Below are 18,107 nucleotides of genomic sequence, written 5' to 3'. Positions count from 1 at the left end.
ATTCTCCTTAAATTAAGGTTTAACTAACCTTAATTCTCCTTGATTTTTATCTTCTGATCCTTGTAGATTCCAGTTCCTACCGGTATCATACGGCCTAGCACTATATTTTCTTTTAAATCCTCTAAGCAATCTGTCTTAGCTGCAATACTTGCTTCAGTTAGGACTTTTGTTGTCTCTTGGAAAGAAGCCGCAGAAATAACAGAATCACTTCCAATAGCAGCACGCGTGATACCTAGCAACACAGGCTCTGCGATAGCAGGGATTCCGCCCATTTTGATAATTCTTGCATTTTCTTCTCTAAAATGTCTCTTACTAACTAAATCACCCTCTATGAATTTTGTATTGCCACTATCATAGATTCTTACTTGTCTTAGCATTTGCGATACGATTATTTCTATATGCTTATCTGCAATACTAACCCCTTGTCTTCTATACACTTGTTGAACTTCACTTACAATATATTTATAAAGCTCCTTCTCTCCACCGATTCTTAGTATATCTTGACTAGCTACTACGCCATCAGTTAGAGCCTCTCCAGCATGTATAAACTCGCCTTCATGTACCAAAATTTGCTTTGACTTATCTATCATATACTCAACGCTTCTACCATCGCTTGCTGTAATTACAAGTCTCTCTTTTCCGCGTATTGGCTTACCAAAATTCACAACACCATCTATTTCAGCTAGCACAGCAGGATCTTTTGGCTTTCTAGCTTCGAATAGTTCTGAAACCCTAGGAAGACCACCTGTGATATCCTTAGATTTTACAAGTGCTTTAGGAGTTTTTGCCAAGATATCTGCCATCTCAACTTTAGCACCATCATTTATAAATATGGCTGTTTTTGGCTCCAATGCATATCTTATTAGCCCTCCATTACCTGTTGATAATACTAAAGTTGGCTTATACGCACTTGCTATATACTCATTAACCACAAGTCTAGTTTGTCCTGTTAGCTCGTCTGTCTGTTCAGATACTGTAATTCCCGGTATAATATCCTCAAACTTGATAGTTCCTTTCTCTTCAGCTATGATAGGATTTGAGTAAGGATCCCAATCAGCAATTACAACATGCTCATCTACCTCTGGTCTAGCAATTAGTGCATCCCTTGATACCTTGCTATTATCGCCAAGCTCTATAATAGAATCTCTAGCTATATAATGCCTTGTTGCTTCTTGATCATACTCATCTGCTATTACTGCAAACAACCCTTTTTCATTAACTTTCGCCCCCTCTTTTACATCATGATATCTTTCTAAATGATCACCATGCAAATAGTAATACTTAACAACGCCATCAGCTTTTGCATATATTTTTTGAACTATAGGATCGTTATCATTTACTTTCAGCTCACTTGCATAAGAGATTCTATGTGGTATATTCCAGCTATCTTTAATGATATCCACAATACTCCCCTCATCTCTTACATAATGCCCACTTGCATAAGGTATATAGTATTTGCCTTCTATATTACCAGTTACACCTGCTAACTCATTAGGCTTTGCTACATCGCTCTTTCTTAGGACATATTTTGCAGTTTGCTTTTTACCTATTACAGAGACTATTACTTCATCGTATATCACATCGACTTTAAGCTCACCTTCAAATGGTGCTTTAATCTTAGGCTCTACAAGCAGTATAGCTGCATTTCTACGATTTGATACTATTGTTTTACCTTCTCTATTTTTGTAGGTTTTTACATTGTAGTATCTAATGAATCCTTCTTTGTTTGTTACTACTTGTCTTTCTTCTTGGCTTCTGCTTGCCGTTCCACCAACGTGGAATGTTCTAAGCGTTAGCTGTGTTCCAGGCTCACCAATAGATTGTGCAGCTACAACCCCAACTGCCTCTCCAACTTTAGAGATTCTAGCCTCTCCTAAGTTTAGTCCATAACACTTAGCACATACGCCTTTTTCTGCTTTACAAGTTACAGGAGTTCTAATTACAACAGATTTAACTCCTGCTTCTTTTGCTCTCTTAGCCTTTTCTTCATCTATCATAACGCCTTCAGCAATTAGAACTTCATTGGTAATAGGGTCAATTACATTTTCTGCTACAACCCTACCAAAAATTCTCTCTTCTAATTCTTCAATTAGCTCACTACCAACTGCTATATCTGTAATTTCGATACCCTCGTTTGTCCCACAATCTTCCATTACAATTTTTACATTTTGACTAACATCAATTAGCTTTCTTGTTAGATAACCAGCATTTGCAGTCTTAAGTGCTGTATCTGCTAGACCCTTTCTTGCTCCGTGTGTAGAGATGAAATACTCTAGCACATTAAGCCCCTCTTTAAAGTTAGAAGTAATAGGCGTTTCAATAATAGTTCCATCAGGCTTTGCCATTAGACCTCTCATGGCTGAAAGCTGCCTAATTTGTCCTGCGCTACCTCTAGCACCGGAATCTGCCATCATATAAATGGAGTTAAATCCTGCTTTATCATTCTCAATAAGCTTCATCATAGAATTACCAAGAGAGTTGTTTGTATCTGTCCAAACATCGATGATTTTGTTATATCTTTCTTGCTCTGTTAATAAACCAGAACTAAACTGACTTTGAATCTCATTTATCTTTTTCTTAGTTGCTTCTATTACTTTATTCTTATCAGATGGCACGATAATATCATCTGCAGAAATTGAAATACCTGCTTTTGTCGCATATTTGAATCCTAGATTCTTTAAATCATCTAAGAAACTAGCCGTAATACCAACTCCACCTTCTTTATACACATAGTCAATTAAAGTTGCAATATCTTTTTTCTTTAATACCTTATTCCACAAATTTACAGGCACAAAGTCAGGCAACACTGATTTTAGAATCATTCTACCAATTGTTGTGTTTATGATTCTTCCATCACAAAATGCTCTAATCTTAGCACTAATATCAACCACACCAGATTCTAGTGCAATGTATATTTGGTCTATATTTGAGAACAATTTATGCTCACCTTTTACATCTTCTTTTTCTAAAGATAGATAGTAAAGTCCTAAAATCATATCTTGACTAGGAACAGTTACTGCCTTACCACTTGCTGGAAGCAAGATATTCATAGAGCTTAGCATTAATAGCTTACACTCTGTAATTGCTTCTTGCGAAAGTGGAACATGCACAGCCATTTGATCCCCGTCAAAGTCTGCGTTAAATGCAGCACAAACAAGCGGATGTAATTGTATAGCCTTACCATCTATAAGTCTTGGGTGGAAAGCTTGAATCGACTGCTTATGCAATGTTGGAGCACGATTTAAAATCACAGGATAACTTGCTACTATTTCTTGCAGACACTCCCACACTTCATTGCTCTTTTGCTCGATCATTTTTTTAGCTTGTTTTAGAGTTGTAGCATAGCCCTTCTCCTCTAACTTGGCTAGAATATGTGGCTTAAATAATTCTAAAGCCATATTTTTAGGCAATCCACACTCGTCCATTTTTAAATTCGGTCCTACAACAATTACAGAACGCCCAGAGAAATCAACTCTCTTACCAAGTAAGTTTTGTCTAAACCTTCCTTGCTTACCTTTAATAATCTCTGATAGTGATTTAAGTGGGCGTTTATTCGCTCCTTTAACAGCATTTGCATTTCTGCCATTATCAAATAGTGCATCTACAGATTCTTGAAGCATTCTTTTTTCGTTTCTAACGATAATCTCTGGTGCATCAAGCTCGATTAAACGCTTTAATCTTTGGTTTCTATTTATAACTCTTCTATAAAGATCATTTACATCACTTACAGCAAATTTACCGCCATCTAGCGCTACAAGCGGTCTTAAATCTGGTGGAAGAACTGGTAGTATTGTTAGCATCATCCATTCTGGGCGGTTTTGCTCACCTGATACTACAAAGCTTTCTACAACTTTTAGTCTCTTAATTATTGTCTTCTTTTTCGCTTCAGAACTTGTTGCTTTTATAGCCTCTTTTAGCTCCGCTATTAAATCAACCAAATCTAGCCCTTCTAACAATTCCTTAACAGCTTCTCCACCCATTTGTGCTACAAATCCAGCATGTTCGAATCTTTGAGAAAGGCTTTGGTATTGTTCTTCGTTTAATACATCATACTTAGCAACCGGCTTTGTTCCTTCATTATCATAGAATGCCTCTCCGGGTTCTTTTACAATATATGCTTCATAATAAAGCACTCTTTCTAAGTCTTTCATTTTTACACCAAGAAGAGTTCCAATTCTACTTGGCAAAGAATTTACATACCAAATGTGTGCAACCGGAGTTACAAGCTCAATATGCCCCATTCTAGATCTTCTGACCTTAGAGCTTGTTACTTCTACACCACATTTTTCACACACTACACCTTTATAACGCATTTTTTTATATTTGCCACATAGACATTCATAATCTCTTACGGGACCAAATATTTTTGCACAAAACAATCCATCTCTTTCTGGCTTTAGTGTCCTATAATTAATTGTCTCTGGCTTTTTAACCTCACCATTACTCCAACTTTTGATTTTCTCTGGACTAGCAAGTAGAAGCTGGAATGCATTAAAGTCTCGTGGTCTTTCATTTTCTTTTATAACTACTGGTTCATTTATTCCATCTTTGTTTTTTACAAACACATTTACATCTAATGCTAAACTTTGCAGTTCTTTAGTTAGAACATAGAATGTCTCTGGAATTTCAGATTCTTTTACTGCCTCACCTCTTGTGATTGCTTTATATGCTTTTACCCTTCCTTCTACATCATCGGACTTTATAGTAAGCATTTCTTTTAGAGTGTGTGCAGCACCATAAGCCTCTAAAGCCCACACTTCCATCTCACCGAATCTCTGACCACCAAATAGCGCCTTACCACCAACTGGTTGTTGGGTAACAAGACTATAAGGACCAGTGCTTCTTGCATGAACTTTCTCATCTACTAAGTGGTGAAGTTTCAACATATACATATATCCGACATTTACTCTTTCGATCATTTTTTCGCCGGTTCTACCATCATACAACTCTGTCTTACCATCAGAATCTATCTTGGCTAATGCAAATAGCTTTTTGAATTCTTGCTCATTTACACCTTCAAACACAGGAGTAGCAAACTTAACACCTTTACTCCAATCTCTAGCATACTCGATTAATTCATCATCGCTTAAAGATTCAATGAATTTCTTTGTATCTTTCATGCCAGATGTATCTGCGATTTCTTGCATTTTAGATTTTAGAAGACCAACCCACTTGCTTTTTTCATTCTCAAAGACCGCACTTATTTGATCTCCTAATTGCTTACCTACCAATCCCAAATGCACCTCTAAAATCTGCCCTATATTCATACGACTAGGAACACCTAGAGGATTTAGTACTATCTCAACAGGGCGACCATCTTTTGTATAGGGCATATCCACTTCAGGGACAATATTGGACACGATACCTTTATTACCATGTCTTCCTGCCATTTTATCACCAACTTTTAGCTTCCTCTTTGTTGCAACATAGATTTTAACAAGCTTCACAACTCCACTTGGCAGAATATCATCTTTTTCTATTACAGCTAGTTTTTCTTCATGCTCTTGGCTTAGTGTCTTTTTTTGCTCCAAGAAATTTGCTTTTATTGTTTCATATTTACTTTGAATCTCTTTTGGATAACTTTTAATCAAAGTAGCCATAGCAAATCTATTGACTTTTTCTAACTCTTCTTTTGGAATTATTTTGCCTTTTTTATACTCTACATCACCTATTTTCGCATTTGAAGTTAGCTTTTCTTTAGATAGTATAAATCCTATTCTTAAACTCTCTTCTCTATCTAACATAAGCAGTTTATCATGGTGTTCTAAGTCAAGTTTAGCCTTTTCAGATTCATAGGCATCAATTGCTCTTTTATCCTTGTCATAGCCTTTTTTAGTAAATATCTTTACATCTATTACGGTTCCTTCTAAGCTTGGAGGACAATAGAGAGATTTATTTACAACATGACCTGCTTTCTCGCCAAAGATAGCCCTAAGCAATCTTTCCTCTGGAGTTGGCTTTACCTCTCCTTTTGGAGAAGCTTTACCAACTAGAATCATACCGCCACTTACATAAGTTCCAATTTTTACTATACCACTATCATCAAGATGGGCTAACTCTTCTTCTCTTATATTTGGTATATCTCTTGTGATTTCTTCTACACCATGCTTTAGTTCTCTTGCTTCAATTTCTTTTTCATAAATATGAATCGAAGTGAATGCATCATTTCTTATTAATTTCTCACTTACAACAATCGCATCTTCAAAGTTATATCCATTCCAAGGCATAAAGGCCACACGGATATTTTTACCAAGTGCTAATTCTCCTTGATCCATGTTTGGACCATCTGCTATTACATCTCCTGCCTTTACGACATCTCCTGCCTTTACTATAGGAATTTGAGAGAATGAAGTGTTTTGATTTGTTCTTAGATTCTTTTGTAATGAATAATGATCAATAAATGCACCATTTTCATCTTCACCTAAGATATAGATATTCTTTGCATCTATTTTCTCTACCACACCACCTCTGCTAGCTTTGATAGCTTCCCATGAATCTCTTGAAACAATCTTTTCTATACCTGTTCCAACAACTGGAGCACTAGGGCGCAAAAGAGGCACAGCTTGTCGTTGCATGTTAGAACCCATCAAAGCCCTGTTAGCATCATCATGCTCTAAGAAAGGAATAAGGCTTGCTGCAACACCAACCACCATTCTAGGGCTAAGGTCAATTAAATCAACTTTTGAAGATTCCATAAGAATAATTTCGCCATCTTTTCTTACTTCTACTATATCTTCTTTGATCATATTATCACTAGTTAAGATTGTGCTAGCAGGAGCGATTACAGCACCTTCTTCTTGTGTAGCTGTAAGATATACAATCTCATCAGTTACTTTTTTATCAACAACTTTTCTATAAGGAGCTTCTATGAAACCTAATTCATTTACTTTAGCATAAGTCGATAGAGTATTAATCAAACCAATGTTTTGACCTTCTGGTGTTTCAATAGGACAGATTCTCCCATAATGAGTAGGATGCACATCTCTTACCTCAAATCCTGCTCTCTCTTTTACTAATCCACCCTCGCCAAGTGCGGAAAGTCTTCTTTTATGAGTTACCTCTGATAGCGGATTTGTCTGATCCATAAATTGAGATAGTTGCCCACCTGTGAAAAACTCCAAAATAGTACTTGTTATCATTTTAGAATTTACTAAATCATGAGGCATGAGCTCTTCTAATCCAGTACTTATTGTAGAGAGTTTATCTCTTATTACTTTTTGCATTTTAACCAAGCCCATGTGAAGCTCATTGGCCAAAAGCTCACCAATAGATCTAATTCTTCTATTACCTAAATGATCTCTATCATCAATTCTACCTTGACCATTTTTTACATGCATTAAATATCTAACCGTCTTAATTATATCCTCATGAGTTAGAACTGTTACATATTCTGGGACGCTCAAATCAAGCTTATGATTCATCTTCATTCTACCAACGGGTGTTAGATCATATCTTTCTGGATCAAAGAATAGTTGCTGAATAAATTGCTTTGCTGCTTCTTTGGTTACAGGCTCACCCGGCCTCATAACCTTGTAGATTCTTATCATAGCTAGATCATTTTCATTTTCTATCTTTTCTGTTTGCTTTAAAAGCTTCAAAGATTCTGCATCTGCTATAAATGAATTAATAATAGAAGAATCAACTCCATTTGCCAAGTCATTTGCAATTACAAAGTCATTAATACCAAGCTCGGCTAATTTTTTAAGCTTACTTTCATCCATTAAAGTTAGAGCATCAAAAATTACTTCTCCATTTTTATCAACAATAGGCTTTGCTAAGTATCTATTTACCAAGATATCACCAGGATACTCTATCATATTTATTTTGTCATCTTGTAAAGCTTTTGCTTTCTTAGCAGTCAATCTTTTGCCTGCAACAATTAAAAGATTCCCTTTAGCATCTTTAATATCAAACTCAACACGACCTACAAATTCATTTGGATCAAATGAAATTAGATACTTGCCACCTTTTGCCTTGATTTCTAATAGAGGGTAGAATGTCTTTAAAATATCTTGCTTAGAATATCCCAATGCCCTAAACAGAATCGTTACTGGCACTTTTCTTCTTTTATTAACCCTAACATATAATATGTCTTTTGCATCATATTCAAAATATAGCCACGATCCTCTATCTGGTATTATTTGTCCCATATAAACAAGTTTGTTTGATATTGTTGAAGCTTCTTCTTTGAATATAACGCCCGGACTTCTATGTAGCTGATTTACAACAACCCGCTCAACACCATTAATAATAAAGCTAGTCCTATCTGTCATTAGAGGAATCTCTCTTACAAATATGCTTTGCTCTTTAATATCTTTGATTCCTAGTTTTTCGCCCGTTTTCTCATCTCTCTCCCAAAGCACTAATCTTATTTTGATTTTTAATGGAATAGAATATGTAAGTCCCCTCTCCATAGCTTCTCTAACCGTATATCTAGGCTTACCATATTCACACCCAGCATACTCTAAGCTTATACGATTTTGTGTATCATGTATAGGAAATATTGATTTAAATACCTTTTCAATTCCAGATTCTCCGCCATCTTTAGCCACCAAAAAAGTATCATAACTATTTCTTTGAAGTTGTAATAAATTTGGAACTCCTATATTTTGAGGAATCTTTGTGAAATCTACTCTTAGTCTGTTTCCTGATTTTAAATTTACTGGCATATTCGTTACCTTATATGTAGAATTTTGGAAGAAAAATGAGGGAGCATAAGTCCCTCAAAAAATTATTTAATATCGACTTTTGCACCTGCTTCTTCAAATTTAGCTTTGATAGCATCAGCATCTTCTTTTTTAACTCCCTCTTTAACCGTAAATGGAGTTTGCTCAACTGCGTCTTTTGCTTCTTTTAAGCCAAGTCCTGTAACTTCTCTTACTACTTTAATTACATTGATTTTCTTATCTCCACTATCTGTAAGGATAATGTCGAACTCTGTTTTTTCTTCAGAAGCAGCACCACCGCCTGCAGCCGCAGCACCTGCTACAACAGTAGGAGCAGCAGAAACGCCAAATTTCTCTTCAAAAGCCTTTACAAGCTCTGAAAGTTCCATTACAGAAAGGTTACCAATGTATTCTAAAACATCTTCTTTTGTGATTGCCATTTTTATCTCCTTAAATTATTGTTCTTCTTTTTGTTTTCTTAAATTATCAAGTCCAGTAACAAAATATCTCGCCGGTGCAGTCCATACAGATAGCAACATACCAATAAGCTCTTCTTTAGAAGGTAGTTTAGAAACTGCTTCGATGTGTTTTGAATCTACACAACTTCCTTCAAAATATCCAGATTTTATTACTAGCTTACCACCAACAGAATCTGAAAACTTGCAAACTGCTTTTGCTAATGAAATTTGATCTTCACTCCAAACAAATATATTGTTTTCTTTAAGCTCTAAGTCTTCGATTCCAACTTGCTTTAACGCAATAGAAGCTAATGTGTTTTTGATAACTTGAACTTTTGCACTCTTTTCTCTAGCACTAGCTCTTAGAGATTCAAGCTCTCTAACACTTAAGCCTTTATAATCACAAACAATAATTGCATTTGAAGCTTTAAACTCACCAGCTAATTTTTCAATTAACGCCGTTTTTTCTGCTTTTGTCATATTAACCTCCTTTCAGACGAAAGACTTATATAGGGAAGTTTAAGCTTAAAAAGCCCCTATAGTCATTAGTCTAAGATAAAAACAAGAATAAATTATTTCATATCAGCAAGCTCTTGAATATCGAGCATCAATGAGGGACTCATCGTTAGTGATAAAGTTGCATTTTTGATATATTTTCCCTTAGCTGTTGCTGGTTTTTGCTTATTAATATTTTTAACAAGTGCTATAATGTTTTCTTCTAGCTTTTTAGCATCAAAACTAGCCTTACCAACAGGTGCATGAATGATACCTTTTTTATCTACACGATAATTTACTTGACCACTTTTTGCATTACTAACAGCTTTTGAAATATCCATTGTAACTGTGCCAGTTTTTGGATTTGGCATTAATCCCTTTGGTCCTAAGATTCTACCTACTTTACCAACTAATGCCATCATATCTGGTGTTGCAATTACCATATCAAAGTTCAAATCTCCACCTTTGATTTGCTCTGCTAAATCATCATCACCAACAACATCAGCACCAGCAGCTTTAGCTTCATCAGCTTTAGCACCTTTTGCAAATACTGCTACACGCACACTTTTACCTGTCCCATTAGGTAAAACAACAGCACCACGAATCATCTGATCAGCATGTCTTGGATCAACACCAAGGTTTAACGCAATCTCTACAGTTTCATCAAACTTTGCAGAAGCTAGAGACTTTACTGATGCAGAGGCGGTTGTGATATCGTATATTTTCTTGCAATCAACTTTATTTAGAAGATTTTGCATTCTTTTTGTTAATTTTTTTGCCATTTTATACTCCAACGCGTCTTTATTAATCTACAACTTCAATGCCCATGCTTCGAGCACTTCCTTCAACTATCTTCATTGCTGCTTCTTCTGAAGTAGCATTCAAGTCGTCCATTTTTGTCTTTACAATCTCTAAAACTTGTGCTTTTGTAAGCTTACCAACTTTATTTTTTAGAGGATTATCAGAACCTTTTTGGATTCCAGCTGCCTTTTTAATCAAATCTGTAACAGGTGGCTTTTTAGTAACAAATGTAAAGCTCTTATCTTGATAAACCGTGATAATAACAGGAATATTAAAATTTCCCATATCTTTGGTTTTTTCATTAAAAGCCTTACAAAATTCCATTATATTAATACCACGCTGACCTAATGCAGGACCTACAGGTGGTGATGGATTAGCCTTTCCTGCTGGGATTTGCAATTTTAGTTCGCCAACAATTTTTTTTGCCATAACTTATCCTTGTTTTTAGTGTATTAAACTATTTTTTCTACTTGAGAATAAAGTATTTCAATAGGTGTACTTCGTCCAAAAATAGATACATTTAGCTTTAACTTTCTATGCTCCATGTCATACTCTTCAACAATACCTGTAAAATTAGCAAATGGACCTTCTATAATCCTTACAACTTCACCAGATTCAAAAATAATTTTTGGTTTTGGAGCTGCACGATTTTGAACTTTTTCTATAATGTGGTTAATGTCTGCTTCGCTTAGCGGTGTAGGTTTTTTTGCTTCGCCTATGAATCTACTAACTTTAGGTAATGATTGAATTGTATGCCATAAAGCAGTATCTAAATCAACCCTAATAAAAACATAACCGGGATATAAACTTCTCTCGCTGATTTTTTTCTTGTTATTCTTAACTTCAATAATATCTTCAGTTGGAACAACTATATCAGTTAATCTGTCCTCTAGATGATGCTCTTTAACTATGTTTTCTATACCTCTTTTAACAGCTTGTTCGCTACCAAAATAGGTTTGAATCGCATACCAATACAAAGCCATAAAAAAATCCTAAAATTATAAAATACTTGAAACAAAACTTCCAAGAATGAAATCAACCGATGCCAAAAATAGAGCAATAACAGAGACAACTAACAATACAGAAATAAAAGCACTTCTAACTTGCTCTTTTGTCGGAAATATTACCTTTGATAGCTCTTCTTTGGATAATCTATAATATGCAATAAGCTTTTTCACTATACTTATTCCTTTATTCCAAATATGGCAGGCCAGGAGGGACTCGAACCCCCAACACTCGGTTTTGGAGACCGACGCTCTACCATTGGAGCTACTGACCTACAATTTGGATATAGAGAATTCTCTCCATATCCATAACGCTAAAATTTAGCTTTTTAACTTCACTTCTTTATGAATTGTATGTCTATTAAGCCTTGGGCAGAACTTTTTTAGCTCCAGTTTTTCTGTTTGTGTTTTTGCGTTTTTCACGGTGCTATAGTTTATATCACCACACTCTACACATTTAAGTCCAATTTTTATTCTATTACCCTTTGCCATGTTTTACAGCCTATTCAATAATTTTTGTAACAACACCAGCACCAACAGTTCTACCACCTTCACGAATAGCGAATCTTGTTCCTTCTTCTAGTGCGATAGGGTTAATTAGTTCTACTGTGATTTTGATGTTATCACCTGGCATAACCATTTCAACTCCATCAGGCAATTGAATAGAACCAGTAATATCTGTTGTTCTTACATAGAATTGTGGTCTATATCCATTGAAGAATGGAGTATGTCTTCCACCTTCATCTTTTGAAAGAACATAAATTTCACCTTCAAACTTTTTGTGAGGAGTAATTGAAGCAGGCTTACAAAGAACCATACCTCTCTCAACTTCTTCTTTCTTTGTTCCTCTTAAAAGAACACCAACATTATCACCAGCTTCACCCATGTCTAGCTCTTTTCTAAACATTTCAACGCCAGTTACAGTTGTCTTTTGAGTTGGGCGAATACCAACTATTTCAATTTCATCACCTACTTTTACAACACCTCTTTCGATTCTTCCTGTAACAACCGTTCCTCTACCTGCTATTGAGAAAACATCTTCGATAGGCATCAAGAAAGTCTTATCAGTTTCACGAGCTGGAGTAGGTATATACTCATCTACAGCATCCATTAACTTCATAATCTTCTCGCTCCACTCGCCTAGAGAACCAGCTTTAGCTTCATCTAGTGCTTTTAGAGCAGAACCAGCAATAATTGGAGTATCATCTCCCGGGAATTCATAACTTGATAGAAGTTCTCTAATTTCCATTTCTACCAATTCTAATAGTTCTTGGTCATCAACCATATCTTGCTTATTCATGAAAACTACGATATATGGAACACCAACTTGGCGAGATAGTAGAATATGCTCTCTAGTTTGTGGCATAGGACCATCAGCAGCAGAAACAACCAAGATAGCTCCGTCCATTTGAGCAGCACCTGTAATCATGTTCTTAACATAGTCAGCGTGTCCAGGACAATCAACATGTGCGTAGTGTCTCTTTTCTGTTTCATACTCAATGTGAGAAGTAGCAATCGTAATACCTCTTTCTTTTTCTTCAGGTGCATTATCGATATTGTCATAGTCTTTCATCTCTGCCAAACCTTTTGTAGATAGAACAGCAGAAATAGCAGCACTCAATGTTGTCTTACCATGGTCAACATGTCCGATTGTTCCAATATTTACATGGGGTTTTGATTTAACATATTTTTCCTTAGCCATAAGCTTCTCCTGTAAAATTAATATAGTTTTGATAGTTAGACTACCTAAAAAACAAACACAAAAACACGAATCCATATCTAAATTTATAGCAAGATTCAATGAAAATGCATTGCGAAAAACTGGAGCCCATAAGCGGGATTGAACCGCCGACCTCTTCCTTACCAAGGAAGTGCTCTGCCACTGAGCTATATGGGCATAAACATCGTTTATTTTAGTGTGCTGATTTGTCTAATTTAATTGTTTAAGAATCTAAACATTAGCAAAGTAGAATCAGCTCCCAGTTATCACAAGTGTGATTGGAGCGGGAAACGGGGCTCGAACCCGCGACCCTCAGCTTGGAAGGCTGATGCTCTAGCCAACTGAGCTACTCCCGCATGGCTACATGGTGGTGAGACGTGGATTCGAACCACGGAAGGTAGAACCAGCAGATTTACAGTCTGCCCTCGTTGGCCACTTGAGTATCTCACCACAGAAAATTTATAAACTGGTCAAACACTGAAAAATAAATAGAACTTAAATTATGGAGCTGGTGAAGGGACTCGAACCCCCGGCCTGCTGCTTACAAGGCAGCTGCTCTACCAACTGAGCTACACCAGCAAAAATTAAAGGAGGCATTTTACAACTTTTTATAGCTTTTGTCAATAAATTATAGAAAATAAATAATATTTTTTGTGCAATATAAACATAAACTATGGTTTATGCTTAATGTCATATTTATAAACTTTGCAGATTCTAAAACCTAACAAATGCCATACTTCTAAATATTGAATAATATTTGTGCTATTAAAGATTGTAAAATACTCCTTAAAATAATAGTTTGTATATTTTTATAAAAACGCAAAAACACCAACAATACAATTAAAGTTAAGGCAAAAGATGACCAAAGAATTAATAAGACAAAAATTTAAAAACAGATTAAACAAAGCAAAAGATTCACAAAACAAACTATATATGGATTTGATTTTAAACAAAAAAATAGAAATCCTACTACAACAAATAATATCAAACCTAAAAAAGCAAAAAAGAAAACCTCACTCAAGAATCAATATTTTATTATATTTCCCACTGGATATTGAGTTTAACTGCCTAAAATTGCTAAATAAATTTAAAAAACAAAAAAACACACAAATTTTTCTACCATTTATGTCTGATATAAATTTGAAAATGGTAGAATATAGACTGCCACTAGGGAGACAAGCTTTTGGCATTTATCAACCAAATGGTTCATTATTTAGAAACAATAAATTAGATATTGCAATTATTCCAGTGTTAGGTATAGATATGGATTTTAGACGGATAGGTTTTGGCAAAGGTATATATGATAGATTCTTTATGAATCTCAAAAAACAACCAATAACTATTTTTGTATCTCGTGCACTAAACTATCACAACTCTAAAATAACGCAGTATCACGATGTGAAAACCAGCATATACATAACCCCATTTGCAACAATCAAGGACAAGATACATGATAGTAGTAACATTAAGTTCCGTAGCATCAGCACTAATAGCAGGTTTAGGAGGCTACCTAGTTTCACGCAAAATATTCAACACAAACTCTAGTGTATTACTAGAACAAGCCAAGGCAAAGGCAAAGGCAATAGAATATGAAGCAGAAAAAATGCTACAAGAATCGAAAATCAAAATTAAAGAGCTAGAAGTAGAAGCAGAAAAAAACATACAAACAGAAAAGCTAAAAAACAAAAAAGAATATGAACAAAAACTGCTAGAATTTGAGAGAAAGAAGCTACAAGAGATTCAAAAAATAGAGAAAGAAACATCTATCATAAATGAAGAAAAGCAACGCATAAATAGAGATATACAAAATATATCAGAAACAAAAAATGCAATAAAAAAGCTACAAACAAACTATGAAGAAAAAATAAGCGAATTAACATGTCAATTATCACAGATTGTGAGCCTAACTAAAAAAGAAGCCAAAGAATTATTATTTAACAAGCTAAAAGAAGAATGCAAACAAGAAGCTGCGCATATAATAAGAAAATATGAAACACAAGCAAAAGAAGATGCAAAAGAAAGAGCAAACTATCTTCTAGCACAAGCTACTTCACGCTTTGCAGGTGAGTTTGCAGCAGAAAGACTAATAAATACAATAAATCTCCCAAGCGATGACTTAAAAGCAAAAATAATAGGCAAAGAAGGACGAAACATAAAGGCACTAGAAATGACCTGTGGTGTGGATATAATCATTGATGACACACCCGGAACTATAATAGTTAGTTGCCATAATCTATATAGAAGAAGTATAGCCACTAAAACTATCGAACAACTAATAGAAGATGGCAGGATTCAACCTGCAAAAATTGAAGAAATATATCAAAAATGTTTTGATGAGTTTGAAACTCAAGTCTTTAAAGAAGGAGAACAAGTAGTATTAGATTTGGGACTAAATAATATGCACCCAGAAATCCAAAAACTAGTTGGTAAACTAAAATATAGAGCAAGTTATGGACAAAATGCACTAGCACACTCACTAGAAGTAGCACATCTAGCAGGAATCATAGCAGCAGAACTTGGGGGTGATTGCCTCCTAGCTACAAGAGCTGGATTATTGCATGATATTGGCAAATCAAGGACACATGACTTTAAGGGTTCGCATGTAGAACTAGGTGCTGAAATATGCAGAAGATACAATGAGCACCCAATAGTAATAAATGCAATCATGTCTCATCATGGGAATGAAGAAGCAAAAAGTATCGAAGCTGCTGCTGTATGTGCTGCAGATGCACTTAGCTCTGCTAGACCTGGTGCAAGACGAGAGGTGCTAGAAAATTACCTAAGAAGAGTTAGCGAGATAGAAAATATAGCATTAACAAAAGCTGGCGTAGTGCATGCTTATGCAATAAATGCTGGAAGAGAAGTAAGGGTAATTGTAAAATCAAGCGATTTAAGTGATGACGATTTGCATGTCTTAGCAAAAGATATTGCAAAAGACATTGAATCTAGTGTGCAATATCCTGGAGAAATAAAAGTTAGTGCAATAAGAGAAACAAGGGCTTATGCTATTGCTAGTTAGCGGGGATTTTTGTGGAGAGCATTGTTAGTTTTGGGATTATTTCTGTATTAATAGTCGTTGCTCCTTTTCTTAGTAGTATCTTACGACTTCCTTTGGTTGTAACAGAAATAATGCTTGGTGCAATAGCATTTTATTTTGGTTTATTTTCACATTCTCAATCATTAGAATTTATGGCACATATCGGATTTTTGTTTTTGATGTTTTTGTGCGGATTGGAGGTGAATCTAAAAGCATTAAAAGAACTTGGAGCTTCATTTTTAAAATCAGCCCTCTCATATTTGTTTATAATGTATGCTTTAGCATTGCTTTATGTATGGTATATGGACATTAGCATATTTTATGTAGCTGCATTGTCTGTTATGAGTTTAGGCATGATAATGATGCTAATTAAAGAATATCCAAAAAACACAGACTGGTTACAATTATCACTAAATATTGGAATCTTAGGAGAATTAATCAGCATAATTATACTTGTTATAATAAATGGTAGCTATTCTTATGGGCTAACTTGGAAGCTATATGAGACACTGCTTATATTGTTTTTGTTTTTGACTGCGATTGTTGGAATATTTAAAATAGCTGATATTTTATTTTGGTGGTTTCCTACATTGAAATTTATGCTAATGCCACAAGAATCTAGCAAAAATCAAGATATAAGATTTAGCTCTATGTTGTTTTTAGTTATGATAGGGATTGTAACTTTGCTTGGACTTGAATCTGTCTTAGGTGCATTTTTAGCAGGAATGATTCTAGCTACATATTTTCACTATCATAGCCAACTAGCAGAAAAGCTAAATGACTTTGGGTTTGGATTTTTTATACCTTTATTTTTTATATATGTTGGCTCTACACTAGATTTGGAGCTAATAGTAGAGCACCCTTATTTATTCTCAAATGTATTTCAGATAATACTTGTAATGGTATTAATACGAACTATTGGTGCATTGCTTATATATAAGAAATATTTTGCTTCTTATAAAAAAGTATTATTGCTTGGCTTTAGCCATGCTATGCCACTTACATTTTTAGTAGCCACTGCACAATTAGGAAAACAATTTAATGTAATAAACAATGAAGAATATTACACATTTATCCTAGCAGCATTACTAGAAGGAATCTTGTTGATACTATGTATTAAATTTATTGCAAATTTCAAATTCATAAAGGAAAAAAGGTGAAGATTCTACTTTACACATTACTGATAATTATTTTTGCAGGTTGTAGCACAAAGCAATATATCCCACAACAAAACACAAAGATGGAAGTTGGCTATTTGGTGCAAGTAGGTAGCTTCAAAAACCCAAACAACGCATGGAGATTCGTAGATAAGTTAAATAAAAACGGATTAGAAGCATTTTTGTTTAACGACAATGGATTTTATAAAGTTAGATTCGGAAATTATAGAAGCATAAATGAGGCAACAAAAGAAGCACAAAGATACAAAAAAAGAGGATATTTTAAAGATTTTTTTATCATTAATCCAACAAAAATGATAGCAAACAAAAAACACAGCACAAGTGAATTAAGAGAGGAGCTTAAAAAAAGCACATATGGATATATAGGAGTGCCATATAAATGGGGAGGCACTTCAGAGAGTGGCTTTGATTGCAGTGGGCTTACATACACGGTATATAGGCTAAATGGAATTGATATACCTAGAAATTCTCTACTTCAATTTAATTCTGGCAAAAAAGTCCAAAGAAACAATTTACAAATTGGCGATTTGGTGTTTTTCTCTATAAACAAAAAAAGAGTAGATCATGTAGGCGTGTATGTTGGAGATAATAAATTCATACATGCTCCAAGCAAAGGCAAAAAAGTGCAAGTCGCTAAATTAGACTCTCAATTTTGGTCGTCGCGATACAAAGGTGCTAGAGACTACACAAAATAATTTATGCTACAATAAACAATTGCTTAAGGTTTAAGCACACAGCACTTCTAATG

General features: G+C 34.9%; 13 protein-coding genes and 5 tRNA genes. 4 read left to right on the top strand and 14 right to left on the bottom strand.

Annotated features, from left to right (window positions below; genetic code table 11):
* Positions 1-29: 29 nt before the first annotated feature.
* The 14 genes from PF022_RS04390 to PF022_RS04325 all read right to left on the bottom strand — a co-directional run bounded on the left by PF022_RS04390 (position 30) and on the right by PF022_RS04325 (position 13,723).
* Positions 30-8,669 (bottom strand): DNA-directed RNA polymerase subunit beta/beta', encoded by an 8,640-nt coding sequence (locus tag PF022_RS04390; RefSeq protein ID WP_271022906.1) that lies wholly within the window; start codon positions 8,667-8,669, stop codon positions 30-32.
* A gap of 62 nt (positions 8,670-8,731) precedes the next feature.
* Positions 8,732-9,106 carry a 50S ribosomal protein L7/L12 gene (gene rplL, locus PF022_RS04385; protein WP_271021663.1) on the bottom strand — a complete coding sequence of 125 codons (375 nt, stop codon included), beginning with the start codon at positions 9,104-9,106 and terminating at the stop codon, positions 8,732-8,734.
* Between the two features lie 15 nt (positions 9,107-9,121).
* Entirely contained in the window at positions 9,122-9,604 is a 483-nt protein-coding gene (rplJ, locus tag PF022_RS04380; protein WP_271021662.1) for a 50S ribosomal protein L10, read from the bottom strand.
* Between the two features lie 92 nt (positions 9,605-9,696).
* The gene (rplA, locus tag PF022_RS04375; RefSeq protein WP_271022904.1) at positions 9,697-10,401 is read right to left on the bottom strand and encodes a 50S ribosomal protein L1; all 705 of its coding nucleotides are present in this window, start codon (positions 10,399-10,401) and stop codon (positions 9,697-9,699) included.
* 22 nt (positions 10,402-10,423) lie between these two features.
* The gene (rplK, locus tag PF022_RS04370; RefSeq protein ID WP_271021660.1) at positions 10,424-10,849 is read right to left on the bottom strand and encodes a 50S ribosomal protein L11; all 426 of its coding nucleotides are present in this window, start codon (positions 10,847-10,849) and stop codon (positions 10,424-10,426) included.
* A gap of 23 nt (positions 10,850-10,872) precedes the next feature.
* Entirely contained in the window at positions 10,873-11,397 is a 525-nt protein-coding gene (gene nusG, locus PF022_RS04365) for a transcription termination/antitermination protein NusG (protein WP_271021703.1), read from the bottom strand.
* A gap of 21 nt (positions 11,398-11,418) precedes the next feature.
* Entirely contained in the window at positions 11,419-11,598 is a 180-nt protein-coding gene (gene secE, locus PF022_RS04360) for a preprotein translocase subunit SecE (protein WP_271021659.1), read from the bottom strand.
* 25 nt (positions 11,599-11,623) lie between these two features.
* Positions 11,624-11,699 (bottom strand) — tRNA-Trp (locus PF022_RS04355).
* A gap of 46 nt (positions 11,700-11,745) precedes the next feature.
* On the bottom strand, positions 11,746-11,916 hold the full coding sequence (gene rpmG, locus PF022_RS04350; protein ID WP_271021658.1) for a 50S ribosomal protein L33: 171 nt from the start codon (positions 11,914-11,916) through the stop codon (positions 11,746-11,748).
* A gap of 10 nt (positions 11,917-11,926) precedes the next feature.
* Positions 11,927-13,126, bottom strand: a complete 1,200-nt coding sequence (gene tuf, locus PF022_RS04345) for an elongation factor Tu (protein ID WP_271021657.1) — start codon at positions 13,124-13,126, stop codon at positions 11,927-11,929.
* Positions 13,127-13,246: 120 nt separating this feature from the next.
* Positions 13,247-13,321 (bottom strand) — tRNA-Thr (locus PF022_RS04340).
* A 102-nt stretch (positions 13,322-13,423) separates the two neighbouring features.
* Positions 13,424-13,500: transfer RNA gene (locus tag PF022_RS04335), tRNA-Gly, on the bottom strand.
* Positions 13,501-13,509: 9 nt separating this feature from the next.
* Positions 13,510-13,594: transfer RNA gene (locus PF022_RS04330), tRNA-Tyr, on the bottom strand.
* Between the two features lie 53 nt (positions 13,595-13,647).
* A tRNA-Thr gene (locus PF022_RS04325) sits at positions 13,648-13,723 on the bottom strand.
* Between the two features lie 279 nt (positions 13,724-14,002).
* On the opposite strand from PF022_RS04325, the gene PF022_RS04320 reads away from it, so the two are divergent.
* Genes PF022_RS04320 through PF022_RS04305 form a run of 4 tightly spaced genes read left to right on the top strand, consistent with a single transcriptional unit; the run spans position 14,003 to position 18,054 of the window.
* The gene (locus tag PF022_RS04320; protein ID WP_271022902.1) at positions 14,003-14,689 is read left to right on the top strand and encodes a 5-formyltetrahydrofolate cyclo-ligase; all 687 of its coding nucleotides are present in this window, start codon (positions 14,003-14,005) and stop codon (positions 14,687-14,689) included.
* Entirely contained in the window at positions 14,598-16,163 is a 1,566-nt protein-coding gene (gene rny / locus PF022_RS04315) for a ribonuclease Y (protein WP_407081417.1), read from the top strand. The genes PF022_RS04320 and rny overlap by 92 nt, the downstream gene beginning before the upstream one ends.
* A gap of 11 nt (positions 16,164-16,174) precedes the next feature.
* Positions 16,175-17,341 carry a cation:proton antiporter gene (locus PF022_RS04310; RefSeq protein WP_271021654.1) on the top strand — a complete coding sequence of 389 codons (1,167 nt, stop codon included), beginning with the start codon at positions 16,175-16,177 and terminating at the stop codon, positions 17,339-17,341.
* Positions 17,338-18,054, top strand: a complete 717-nt coding sequence (locus PF022_RS04305) for an NlpC/P60 family protein (protein WP_271021653.1) — start codon at positions 17,338-17,340, stop codon at positions 18,052-18,054. The genes PF022_RS04310 and PF022_RS04305 overlap by 4 nt, the downstream gene beginning before the upstream one ends.
* Positions 18,055-18,107: the final 53 nt, after the last annotated feature.

The organism is Helicobacter sp. WB40, assembly GCF_027859275.1.
Classification (GTDB): domain Bacteria; phylum Campylobacterota; class Campylobacteria; order Campylobacterales; family Helicobacteraceae; genus Helicobacter_D; species Helicobacter_D ibis.
This window is presented reverse-complemented; position numbering and strand designations above follow the sequence as displayed.